Genomic DNA, 11,420 nt, shown 5'->3' with positions numbered 1-11,420 from the left:
GCGAGGTTAAACGCCAAGCTCAGACCTGTGGACGGGGGCGTCGAGTGGTTCGAGGGTCTCTCAGAGGGTGACCAACGCAGGGTCCTGCACGCACTGGTGTTGTTCTGCGGGCAGGCACGCGCCCGCGAAGAAGACGTGCCGGAGAGCATCGTGCGTTCCGGTATCCGCCCTACTCACACGCCAGCGGTGATGCTCACGAAGTGGCGCTTCGGAATGGAAGCGCTTCCGGCCTACGAACTCACCAAGTCATTCCGCCTGCTCGTCGCCCTCTTCAGCATCGCCGACACCCGCAGGCGAACGCTGCAGTGTGCCGGCGGATGCAGTCACGCGTGGCACAACCTGCCGGATCCGCCACGCGACGCAACCTGAAATGTCTTCTTGCCCTGGGTCTTGCCGGGGATCTTGGTGACCTGGATTTTCGCAGGTCCGAGCAATGCTCCTGGGTTCCTAAGCAGTTGTCATTGGTCGTCACTGGCCGCTGCCGAGCAGCCTCGGACAGCCCAGAGACGGCCCAGACGACGGAGCCGCCCGGCGGCGTGATCTTACGGCTCCCTCCTCGGACTGCTCCTCGATGGGCGATCCGCCGGAAACGGGCTTACGGTCGAACGAAGGGCTGCCCTATAAGGGAGCTCATGCGCGTCGGCCCCCGTGGATCCCCCTCACGACACCAACAGGAGACGACTGCCATGGCCACAGCATCTGAAACCCCTGTACTGGACACCATCGCCGCGATGACGGTCGACTCGGTTGAGCGGTGCGGACTGGCTCCGGACACGCTCCTGCTCACCCGCATCGCGGCCCTCGCGGCTTCGGACGCCCCGCCGATCTCATACATTGCCCACATCGACCCCGCCATCCAAGCCGGCCTGACCGCCGAGCAGGTGCAGGATGTCCTTGTCGCCATCGCTCCTGTCGTGGGTACAGCCCGCGTCATGACGGCAGCCGGCAACATCGCCAAAGCCCTCGGCATCACGATCGCAGTCGCCGACGCCGAGGCCCAGGGCCGCGTATAGAGATCTCGCCCAAAGTCTGCAGCTGACGGCCGTGCCCACCAGTGACGCCTGGGCGCGGCCGACGGCTGAGCAGTACCGGCAAAATCGCGTACCGTCGCCCAGACGGACCAACCCCATAACGGCGCCGAACTCCCGTCGCCGCCCGTCGCGTGGCTCTCAGGACCGTCCGGGCCACCCATGCAGAACCGTGTCACGGCAGAACCTGCGCCCCCTCAGGAGTTCGCTCCTAGCCTGTGCCAGCCCCGGCCGTCGACTGGCGCGGCGGCCGGACAGAGACGCTGGTGTACGCCCCCGTCCGGCGTTGTTGAAGTCAGCCGCAGATGTCTTTCTGATGCGTAGCTCTACAGAGATCAGTCGTCAGCGGTCATACAGGCCGCCGGAAGCCTCTGAGAGTCGGCGTGGGGCGCTACCGGTTGCCGGGGTTGTTGTACTTCGCTGCTGTACCGCCGGCCCAACGGCTCAGTACCGGAAGCGTGCGGTATCGCCGTGAATCCTCAGCAGGAAGTCTCTGATGACCTCACCCCCGCCTTCGGGCACCAATTCGAGGCCAAGTGCATAGATGGCCTCGTCGGCCGCGATGGCCGCGCCCTCGTCCTTCCGCTCCCATGCGGCCCGCGATGCGTCAATGAACGGCTTGAGGGCTGGCCAGCCAGTTGAGGGCTCGAACCGGCAGTCGGTCCAGAACATGTCGACGGCTTCGAGCGTGAGGACACCGACGACCTCATGACCTCGACGCAACTGCCAAACCTGATCTTCCATCACAGCCCCCTTCATGGAGGTTGCACCGTCGCGGCCGTGGCCCCAATGTCACTGCCCACGCCTAGTCTCCGACCATGAGCATGATCGGTGAGTACCTGCGTGTCACGGCTGCTGAGCTTGATCGAGCGATCCAAGATCCCGGCTGGGCTCTGGACTTCGTCGAAGAGGTCCAGGACGCCGAGGAGAAGACGGAGCCTGCGCCGACCGAGGCACGCCACTTCAGTACGTACAAGACCTGGGACATGCTCCGCTTCCTGCTGGCGCACGCAGAGTTCCCCGTGAACGTGATCCATGGCGAGGAGTCGTTCGCCGAGGACGAGGACTGGGGCTACGGGCCTCCGAGGTACCTGCGGCCTGAGCGGGTCCGGCTCGCCGCGGAAGCTCTACGGACTACCAGCTATGACCAGCTCGTCAGTGGCGTGGATCCTGCTGAGCTGGCCAGCGCCGAGGTCTATCCCCTGGGATGGAGTGAACCCGGCTCACTGGAATGGGGGCGCCCCTGGTACGACGGCCTCACACAGTTCTTCGAGGCTGCTGCCGGGGCGGACGACGCGATGCTCGTCTGGCTGGACTGACGGGCCCTCGACTGCGGTGGGACCTCAGCTCGGGAAGCTTAGGTCATCTGGAGGGCAATTAGACCTCTGACCTGCCGAAACGGCATGATCGCCGTCCCTCGGTGCGCTGCTCCTCACTCTGTGATTCCCCGCTGTTCCCCGCCTGTTCTGGCACGCATGTGGCACGTGCTCACCAGGTCGGTGGGGTCCCGATGGGGGAGTGGCCCTCCCCAAGGGGCGATCTGGTTGCCGGAGTTCTGGAGTTCCCCATCTTGCCGTATCGCCACCCCTGCGCGGAAACCCGTTGGGCGGGGGCGCTGTGACCTGGGCTTTCACTGGTGGCGGCTGTGAGGGGTCTGTCGCTGTCGGTTGCCATCGAGTGTCCCTGGGCGTCCTCGCACGGCCCCGAGCGGGCGCAGGAACGATCACTCAGGCAACCGGCAGTCGTCCTCCAGACCGAAGTTCTCGGCCAGGTCCGTCATGGAGGATCGCCGGTCGGGCCGTGGCTCGTGTTGCACTGCACGAGGGCTGCCGGCATCAGGCGGTCGGCGGGTGGAAGCCGGCCGTGAGAGATCCGGACCGCCCCCGGCGACGGCGACCAGGGAGGGACGCGTGAGCGACAACCAGCAGGCCAGCACCGAGGAGCAGTGGCAACGGGCCGCGCTGATCTGGGAGTACCACCAGATGCACCACGCGCTGCGGCCCGTCGACGTGGCGATCGGCCTGGGCAGTCACGACCTCAGCGTCGCCACCCGCTCCGCCGAGTTGTACCGCGCCGGGCTGTTCCCGACCCTGGTCTTCACCGGCGGCAACAGCCCCACCACCGCCAAGGTCTTCCCACGCGGCGAGGCCGTCCACTTCCGCGAGCACGCCATCGGCCTCGGTGTCCCCTCCGAGGCGATCCTGCTCGAACCGTCCGCCGGCAACACCGGGCAGAACATCACCCTCTCTCGTGAGGTCCTCGCCGCCGCCGGCATCACCCCGGCCACCGTGCTGCTGGTCTCCAAGCCCTACATGGAACGGCGCTCGTACGCGACCGCCCGCAAGCTGTGGCCCGGCGTCGAGATCCGCTGTGCGTCGGAGCCGTTGGATCTGTACGACTACGTGAAGTCCATCGGTGACGAGAAGCTCGTCCTGGACATGCTCGTCGGTGATCTCCAGCGGGTGATCGAGTACCCGAGGCGCGGATTCGCCATCGAACAGGAGGTCCCGGCCGACGTGCGTGAAGCGTACGAATCCCTCATCCGCGACGGCTTCACCAGCCGACTGATCGCTTCCTGACCTGCCGGAATCCGGGCGCGCTGTGCGCACCGGCCCCAACTCCGATCCGGGGCGCGTGGAAGCCCGGCGCCCGCGTCCCGGGCCGGCGGCTGTCGTCCTGGCTGCCGCCGCACAGCCCAGGCCCGTCACCTTGCTCGTGCGGGGCAGGCTGCCAGGAAGCCCGCGAAGGCTGGTGTGGGGCACTGCCGGTTGCCGGGGCATCTGCCGCCGCCGGTCGCCCTTCGCCGCTACGGCGACGTGACGCGCTTCCTGAGTCGGGAGAATCGTCGCCAGGCCACCCGCAAGTTGATCAGGAGCAGAGCGGATCCCGCGATGGGCCAGCCTGCGGATCCACCGTCGCGGTAGGTCTTGATCCCTTCGGAGAACAGCAGTGCACCGATCACGGGGCCACCCACGAGGTCGAGGAGTATGCCCACCGGCCTCGCGATCTTCGGGAAGAGGACGTCCGTCCGCGCCACGAATCGTGTGAGGAGGGCGTCCATCCGCCTCGCGATCTTTGCAGGGTTGACCACGGCTTGATCGTGACAGGTGGCCGCCCTCGCCGCCAAGGGCGAGATCCTCGCCAGGACCTGCTCCTTGGGCACCCGCCTCGTGCCGTCCAGCGAGATACGCACCCGGAAAGCCGTCTCCGCGATGTACCGGGCCGCCGGTCACGGCCCATGACGGCCCAAGTACGGCCCAAGTACGGCCCAGGCTGCGTGAGACGGCGCCTCATCGGTGGGAAGCCCTCTGGTGAGGGGCCTTTTCATGTCCTCTCGTGGAGGCGGGCGGGGATCAGGCCCCGGCGATGGTTCGGCCGGGCATCGGTTCCGCCAGTGCGGCGCGCCAGGCCGGCGCGTCGAAGGGGGCGGCGAAGTACTGCGTCTCGTGCGCCACGTGCCGGCCGGTGAACTCCATGACGCTGACCGAGTAGGAGGGAACGCCGTCGTAAGTGATGACGCACTCGCTCACCCACAGACTGCCGTGGCCGGTGATCCGCCGGACGGTGAAGTGCCGGTCTGCCGGGTGCCCGCCGCGCTGCGCGGAGATCCGCTCGCGGCCCCTGAACCGCTCACCGGACTGCGGGTAGTCCAGGATCGCGTCCGCGGCGTAGATGGCGTGCTCGGCTTCGGTGTCCCCGCGTTCCGAGGCCCGCCAGTGCTCCTCGATCGCGTCTCTGGTCCGGGAGTCAGCCTCCATGGCACCGCCCTTCCGTGGCGGGGACAGCCTAGGCACGCCGGGCCGTGGCCGACCCGGGTCCAGGCGGACACGGGCTGACACGTCCTTCCTTTGGCCGGATCAGGAAGGAGAGCGAAGTCCCCGCGGATCGCTCACGCCGCGGCCCGCCGATCGGGCCGCCCGACTGAAGGGGTCCGCGCCGGTCGAAGTCCGGACGCGGCAAGGGGCCTCACTCGCCCGGCTGCTCCCGCTTGCGCAGGAGGACCAGGACCGCGCCGCCGATGACGACCAGGCCGATGGCGGCGCCGGCTATCAGGGGGGTGACGGCGGAGCCGCCCGTCGCGGCGAGGTCGGTGTCGTCGGGGGCGGGGGTGGCCAGCGGGGTCGGTTCGCCGACGGTCTGAGCGGCGGTCCTGGAGACGATCGTGCCCTGGATCCTGCAGTCCAGGACGCCCGCGAAGCGGCGGGTGAAGCCGTTCGCGCCGGTGATCGTGAAGTCGTAGCCCTGGTCCTCCTGCACGGGGACGGGGACGGTGTGCGTGGCGCCGGCCGGGACGGTGTGCTCGGCGCCCATCAGGCTGAAGGTGAAGGGCTGGTCGCCCTTGTCGGCGGCCGTGATGTCCACCGTGCCCTTGGCGCAGTCCTTGCGCGCCGACACCGCCGGTATCGCGCCCTGCGCGGCCCAGTCGGCCGTCGCGCTCGCGGAGACCGCGGACTCGCTGGAGCCGGCCAGGATCTGGGTCTGGCTGCGGCTGTCGGAGGCGAGGGCGCGCCCCACCGGGACGGTCGTCGAACCCTGCACGCTCAGCTGGGCGGAGCCGTCCGCCGCGTCCTTCGGGATGTCGAAGTAGATCCGGCTGCCGTTCTTCGCCGTGGTGAGCGCCTTGCCGGTCTTGTCGGTGATCCGCACCCCGCTGGTGGCCGCGTCCGCGGGCGGTATCACCGTGACCGCGCCCGCGTTGGTGTGCACGGTCACCGGGCCGATCACGCCTCCGGGCCGGCCGGAGACCGCGGCCGGGTCCAGGGTCAGCGAGGCCGCCGGCTCGCCGCTGGTACGGGCGCTGCGCTGGAGGTAGCCGGCGAGCTTCTCGGCGCCCGGGGTCACGGCGTCGACCTTGACGTGGTCCGAGTACCGCCAGATGGCCACCTGGGTGCCGGTCGCCGCGTCCTGCTCGGTGAGGCTGCCCACGCCGGCCCGGTGGGCGAGCGCGGCGAGGTCGTTGACCTGGGGGTAGGAGTGCTGCACGATCCAGCGGATCCTGCCCGCGTCCCGGTTGCCGCCGAGCGAGGTGCTGCTCCAGGACGTCTCCTGGTAGTGGGCGTCGCGCTGCACCGGGTTGTGCAGGTCGACGCCGTACGTCTGGAGGGTGCCGCCGCCGTCCACCGACATCTCGAACAGCCCCGCCGACACCCGCTGGTCGCCGCCGGCGTCATGGACCACGGCCTCACCGAAGGTCTTCAGACCGTCCAGGGTGGCGCTCGCCCCGCCCTCGGTCTGCGGCGCCACATCGGCCGCGGCCGTACCCGCGCCGGACAGCACACCGGCCGCCACGAGCCCGGACACCGTGGCGGTGGCGGCCAGGCGGGCCACGGTGGTGGACCGGCAGAACCCAGAGAGCGCAGCAAGCACAGAATTCCCCTTCGAGCAGGACCCGTTGGACGTGGGGGACGGGTCCCACCAGCAGAATCGGCAGCCCCGAGGGGCATGCCCGGCATCCTATGGACTCGGGCTGCGCCTCCCCGGCCGGTCGGATGATCAGATTGCGTTTCTGATCCGGAATCGTTATCGCCGGACCACCCTTGAACAGCCCTTATCGACAAATCCACCCGGGTGGACAGCTGACTTCACGTCACTGTGGCTGGTTCCGAGACCTGTTGGACGGGAGTGTCCTCGCCGGTGTCCGGCGGAACCGGGGTGGCCCAGTCGGGTTCGGGCCGAGCGGCCCCGGCAGGGGGTTCCGGTTTGCCAGCGCGACGGAAAGCCGCCGTACCCCGCGAGAGGTCATGGCCGATCGCCGTGGCGTCGATGTCCGCCGACGCCCACTGCTGCTGCCCCTCGCGCCCGTCGGTGCGCACCTTCAGCCGGCCCTGCACGACCAGCGGCTGCCCCACCTCCACCGACGCCATCGCGTTGACGGCGAGCTGGCGGTTGGCCCACACCGTGAAGAAGTTGGTGTGCCCGTCCGTCCAGGCGCTCTTCTCCCGGTCCCAGTAGCGCGCGGTCGCCGCGAGCCGGAACCGCAGCGACGGCCCCGCCGCCAGCTCCCGGTACACCGGCGCGGTCGCCACATTGCCCACCACACAGACCACGGTCTCGTGCATCCTCGCGCTCCCCTCCCCCGCCCGGCGCCCTCGGCCGGGCGGGCGGACGTACGTACGGGCCCGTCCCGTACGGCGGCGTCTGCCACGACCCCAGACTGCCGCCGTCGGGCCGGGCCCGCAGAGCGCTGTGGACGGCCCCCACACCTGTGGAGAACTCCGCCACCCACACGAGTGACCACCACCGGCGAACCGCCCTGCCCCGCCCTGCCTCGCACGACACCGACCGGTACCGGGTCAACTCGCCTGACAGGGAAGAGAACTCACGCGCTACGGCACGGACTCATGCGGCACGGCGCAGCACTCGGCACCGGCGGGACTCACCCCACCCCGGCCTCCGCCCGCGCCACCCTCGCGTACTGCTCCCGCACCTCCCCGTACCGCAGCAGTTCCGACGCCACCGGATCCAGCACCCGCGCCCGGCCACAGCTCGCCGCCGACTCGCGCAATCGCCGTTCCGCGTCCTGGCCGTACCGCCGCGCCGGCCCCCGCGCGGCCATCCGGCAGCCCCACTCCACCAGGGGCCCGCCGACGATCCCGCACAGCATCAGCAGCACCGGGACCCCCAGATTGGGCGCCATCACCCCGGCGATCTGCCCGGCCAGCCACAGCCCGCCCGCGATCTGGAGCAGCGTCATCGCCGCCTGGACCAGTACCGCCGCCGGCCACCAGCCCGGCCGCGGCGGCCGCCCGGAGGGGCCCCCGGCCCGTTCCGCCAGCTCGTCCAGGGCCTCCGGCAGCCCCTGCGCCCCGCGTACGGCCGCCTCGCGCACCGCCTGCGCCCACGGCCCCGGCAGCCCGGCCGAGGCCCGGTCGGCCACCGTACGGACCGCCTGCTCCACGCGCTGCCGCGCCGTCGCCTCCTCGTCGGCCTGGGCTCCTGACCGATGGCGGCCGGTCGCCGCCGTACCGCGCTTCTGGTACCAGCGCCACAAGCGCAGCCAGGGTGTGCCGCAGGCCCGGTTGGCGTTGCGCAGCCAGGCCCGCTCGGCGGCCTCGCCCGCCGCGGTGGCGCCCACCGCGTCCGCGAGCCGCGCGGCGAACTCCTCGCGCGCCTCCTCGCTGAGCCCGACCCGGCGCCCGGCGGCGTAGACGGGCCGCAGTCCGGCCGCGGCCGCGTCCACATCGGCGGCGACCCTGCGGGCCGCCGCGCCCCGTTCGGCCACGAACTCGCCGAGCGACTCGCGCAGTTCGCCGACCCCCTCACCGGTGAGCGCGGACAGCGCGAGCACGGTGGCGCCGGGCTCGCCGTGCTCGCCGAGTGCCACGCCGTCCTCGTCGAGCAGCCGCCGCAGATCGTCCAGGACCTGGTCGGCGGCCTCTCCGGGCAGCCGGTCGACCTGGTTGAGCACGACGAACATGACCTCGGCGTGGCCTGCCATGGGCCGCAGATAGCGCTCGTGCAGCACGGCGTCGGCGTACTTCTCAGGGTCGACGACCCAGATCACCGCGTCCACCAGCTTCAGGATCCTGTCGACCTGTTCACGGTGCTGCACGGCGGCGGAGTCGTGGTCGGGCAGATCGATCAGGACCAGCCCCCGCAACTGCTCGTCCGACTCCGGGTTGTTCAGCGGACGGCGGCGCAGCCGGCCCGGGATGCCGAGCCGGTCGATGAGTCCCGCGGCGCCGTCGCTCCAACTGCACGCGATCGGCGAGGAGGTGGTCGGGCGCCGTACTCCCGTCTCCGAGATGGCCACCCCGGCGAGGGAGTTGAACAGCTGCGACTTGCCGCTGCCGGTGGCGCCCGCGATCGCGACGACCGTGTGCCGCCCGGACAGCTTGCGCCGGTCCGCCGCCTTGTCCAGCACCCGGCCCGCCTCGGCGAGGGTCTCGCCGTCCAGCCGTGTCCGGGAGAGCCCGACCAGCTCCCGCAGGGCGTCGAGACGGGAACGGAGGGGGCCTTCGTAGGCGAGTGGGACGACGGTTCGGGCGGCCCCGCCACGGGCCGGGACCGGCTCCAGGGGGGTGGCGAGCGCGACGGCGGCCGAGGCGTCGGTGATACGGCGGGCGATGAGGCCGTCGTCCCAGGAGCCGGAGGGGATGGAGGGGGTGGAGGGAGAGGAAGAGGAAGGGGTGGAGAGGGCTGAGCCGGTCGAGCGTTCCGGTGAGTTGGAGGGGGTGGCCGGGGCGCCTTCCGGATCGGCGGTACGGAGGGCTCGCGCGGCGCGGGAGGGGCCGCCGGGCCCGCTTTCCGGCGCGCGGGGTCCGCCCTCCTCACCCTTCGAGCCCAGGGCCGCCGCCTTCGCTCCGTCCTCGGCGCCCTCGCTGGCCTCGTCCGCTACGACCCCGCTCGCGTCCGGCATCGGCGTACCTTCCTCCCCCCGGTCCTCCGCAGCGGGGACCGCGGTGACCGTCGCACCGTCACCGTCTCTGTCACGGTCACCGTCTCCGTCTCCGTCTCCGTCTCCGTCTCCGGCCCTGTCGGCCCGGCCGTCCGCCACCGCGCCGTGGGCGTGGCCCCCCGGGATGCTCTCCCCCTGTTTCCGGATGTCGGTGCTCCTCGGACCCGCGATGTGGTCGATGGGGTTGACGGGGTCCACAGGGCCGATGGGGTCGACGGGGCTCACGGGGTCCCTGGGCTCGACGCGATCTGTGTGGTCCATGTGCTCCTGGTCAGTGACGGCGGACACCGGTCACCTCTCCTTCTGCAGTACGGACAGGGCGGCGATGAGTTCGGCCTGGGGTTCGGGATGGATGTCGAGGGCGTCGAGCGGGGCGAGGCGGCGTTCGCGTTCGCGGTGGACGACGCGGTCCACGTGCTCGGTGAGCAGTTGTTCCGCACGGTCGCGCAGGCGCAGCGCGCCGTGGGCGCCGACCCGGTCGGCGAGCCGTTCGCCCGCGTGGCGGCCCCGTCTGCCGCCCAGCAGGGCGGTGGCGACGAGGGCGGCGACGGCCTCGGGGTCGGGCGCGACGCTGCGGTCCAGCTGGCGCGCCTCGTCCTCTGCGTACTCCTCCAGCTCCCGCCGCCAGCGCCGTACCGCGAAGCCGATCCGGTGCTCCGCGCTCTCCGGCGAGGGGTCGCACCCGGCGAGCCCCGGGGCCGTGGCGGCGGGCTCGCGGCGCCACGCCTCGGCCACCCGCTCGTCGGCTGCGGTGACGGCGCACAGCAGCAGCGCGCCGAGGCTCTCCACGAGGGCGTCGAGGAGTTCGCCCGCGGTGCAGTCCAGGGGGAAGGCGCGCCAGCGTTTGAGGGCGCCCCCGGCTAGTACGGCGCCGGACTGGAGGCGGTCGCGCAGGCGCGCGTGCTCCCTGTCGTACGCGCCCTCCACGGCGGTGGTGAGCCGGAGCGCGGCGGCGTACTGGGCGGCGGCGGCCCCGGCCAGCTCGGGCATGCGGGTTCTCAGCGAGTCGAGGAGGCCCTGGGCTGTACGGGCCATGACGTACTGCCGGGCGCCGGGGTCCTGGGCGTGCTGGACGAGCCACGTGCGCAGGGCGGCGACGGCGGTGGCGGGCAGCAGGCCGGCGCTCCAGACGGACTCGGGCAGCTCGGGCACGGTGAAGCGGGGCACGTCGCCGAGGCCGGCCTTGGTGAGCAGGGCGGCGTACTGCCGGGAGACCTCGGAGACCACCTGGTGGGGCACGCGGTCGAGGACGGTGACGAGCGTGGCGTCGTACTCCTTGGCGGTGCGCAGCAGGTGCCAGGGGACGGCGTCGGCGTAGCGGGCGGCGCTGGTGACCATGACCCAGATGTCGGCGGCGCAGAGCAGTTCGGCGGCGAGGACGCGGTTCTCGGCGACCAGGGAGTCGACGTCGGGGGCGTCGAGGAGGGCGAGGCCGCGCGGCAGGGTGTCGGCGGTCTCGACGCGCAGGGCGCGGACCGGTTGGTCGCCGGGGAGATCGCCCGGGAGCAGCAGGTCGTCGTCGCGGGAGTCGTGGTGGGGCACCCAGACGCGCGCGAGGTCGGGCAGGACGCGCATGCCGCTGAACCAGTGATGGTCCGCCGGATGGCAGACCAGGACCGGGGTGCGGGTCGTCGGCCTGAGTACGCCGGCCTCGCTCACGCGGTGCCCGACGAGGGAGTTGACGAGGGTCGACTTCCCCGCGCCGGTGGACCCGCCGACCACGGCCAGCAGCGGCGCCTCGGGGGCCCGTAGTCTGGGCACGAGATAGTCGTCCAGCTGGGCGAGGAGTTCGTCGCGGTTGGCACGCGCGCGTGGGGCCCCGGCCAGGGGGAGCGGAAAGCGTGCGGCGGCGACACGGTCGCGCAGAGCGGAGAGTGTGTCGAGCAGCTGAGGCCGTACGTCCAAGGTCACCACATGTGAAGAATGCCCAATTTTAGGGGAATTCTGAAGCATATGGACATGCCTGCGCGCCGACGGAACAGAAAGGGCGGATG

The 11,420-nt window shown here is 71.3% G+C and carries 11 protein-coding genes; 4 read left to right on the top strand and 7 right to left on the bottom strand.

From position 1 onward, the window contains the following. Positions 1-27: 27 nt before the first annotated feature. Entirely contained in the window at positions 28-369 is a 342-nt protein-coding gene (locus VT52_RS26290) for a DUF5958 family protein (protein WP_046427965.1), read from the top strand. Between the two features lie 317 nt (positions 370-686). Further along, positions 687-1,013: a carboxymuconolactone decarboxylase family protein gene (locus VT52_RS26285; protein WP_046427962.1), complete on the top strand. Its 327-nt coding sequence runs from the start codon at positions 687-689 to the stop codon at positions 1,011-1,013. A gap of 459 nt (positions 1,014-1,472) precedes the next feature. Here the strand turns inward: VT52_RS26285 and VT52_RS26280 are convergent, their stop codons facing one another. Beyond that, a complete protein-coding gene (locus VT52_RS26280) occupies positions 1,473-1,772 on the bottom strand; it encodes a hypothetical protein (protein ID WP_046427981.1) in 300 nt (99 codons plus the stop codon). 74 nt (positions 1,773-1,846) lie between these two features. On the opposite strand from VT52_RS26280, the gene VT52_RS26275 reads away from it, so the two are divergent. Beyond that, on the top strand, positions 1,847-2,347 hold the full coding sequence (locus VT52_RS26275; RefSeq protein ID WP_046427960.1) for a YfbM family protein: 501 nt from the start codon (positions 1,847-1,849) through the stop codon (positions 2,345-2,347). 591 nt (positions 2,348-2,938) lie between these two features. Continuing rightward, on the top strand, positions 2,939-3,607 hold the full coding sequence (locus tag VT52_RS26270; RefSeq protein WP_046427958.1) for a YdcF family protein: 669 nt from the start codon (positions 2,939-2,941) through the stop codon (positions 3,605-3,607). Positions 3,608-3,834: 227 nt separating this feature from the next. On the opposite strand, the gene VT52_RS38970 is transcribed toward VT52_RS26270, so the two are convergent. From VT52_RS38970 to VT52_RS26240, 6 genes are all read right to left on the bottom strand, one after another. After that, a complete protein-coding gene (locus VT52_RS38970; protein ID WP_240509881.1) occupies positions 3,835-4,221 on the bottom strand; it encodes a hypothetical protein in 387 nt (128 codons plus the stop codon). Positions 4,222-4,381: 160 nt separating this feature from the next. After that, positions 4,382-4,786 (bottom strand): nuclear transport factor 2 family protein, encoded by a 405-nt coding sequence (locus tag VT52_RS26260; protein WP_046427955.1) that lies wholly within the window; start codon positions 4,784-4,786, stop codon positions 4,382-4,384. 208 nt (positions 4,787-4,994) lie between these two features. Continuing rightward, entirely contained in the window at positions 4,995-6,395 is a 1,401-nt protein-coding gene (locus VT52_RS26255) for a TQXA domain-containing protein (protein ID WP_420856310.1), read from the bottom strand. A gap of 215 nt (positions 6,396-6,610) precedes the next feature. Then, a complete protein-coding gene (locus VT52_RS26250) occupies positions 6,611-7,087 on the bottom strand; it encodes a single-stranded DNA-binding protein (protein WP_046427953.1) in 477 nt (158 codons plus the stop codon). A 317-nt stretch (positions 7,088-7,404) separates the two neighbouring features. Next, the gene (locus tag VT52_RS26245) at positions 7,405-9,387 is read right to left on the bottom strand and encodes a GTPase (RefSeq protein WP_107481450.1); all 1,983 of its coding nucleotides are present in this window, start codon (positions 9,385-9,387) and stop codon (positions 7,405-7,407) included. Positions 9,388-9,717: 330 nt separating this feature from the next. Then, positions 9,718-11,340 (bottom strand): dynamin family protein, encoded by a 1,623-nt coding sequence (locus tag VT52_RS26240; RefSeq protein ID WP_046427950.1) that lies wholly within the window; start codon positions 11,338-11,340, stop codon positions 9,718-9,720. Between the last annotated feature and the right edge of the window lie 80 nt (positions 11,341-11,420).

It is taken from the genome of Streptomyces malaysiense, assembly GCF_000980885.2.
Classification (GTDB): Bacteria; Actinomycetota; Actinomycetes; order Streptomycetales; family Streptomycetaceae; genus Streptomyces; species Streptomyces malaysiense.
This window is presented reverse-complemented; position numbering and strand designations above follow the sequence as displayed.

Excerpts from the sequence above, each read along its gene's own strand:
- VT52_RS26285 (WP_046427962.1), top strand. The coding sequence starts at position 687 with ATGGCCACAGCATCTGAAACCCCTGTACTGGACACCATCGCCGCGATG.
- VT52_RS26280 (WP_046427981.1), bottom strand. The coding sequence starts at position 1,772 with ATGGAAGATCAGGTTTGGCAGTTGCGTCGAGGTCATGAGGTCGTCGGT.
- VT52_RS26275 (WP_046427960.1), top strand. The coding sequence starts at position 1,847 with ATGAGCATGATCGGTGAGTACCTGCGTGTCACGGCTGCTGAGCTTGAT.
- VT52_RS26260 (WP_046427955.1), bottom strand. The coding sequence starts at position 4,786 with ATGGAGGCTGACTCCCGGACCAGAGACGCGATCGAGGAGCACTGGCGG.
- VT52_RS26250 (WP_046427953.1), bottom strand. The coding sequence starts at position 7,087 with ATGCACGAGACCGTGGTCTGTGTGGTGGGCAATGTGGCGACCGCGCCG.
- VT52_RS26245 (WP_107481450.1), bottom strand. The coding sequence starts at position 9,387 with ATGCCGGACGCGAGCGGGGTCGTAGCGGACGAGGCCAGCGAGGGCGCC.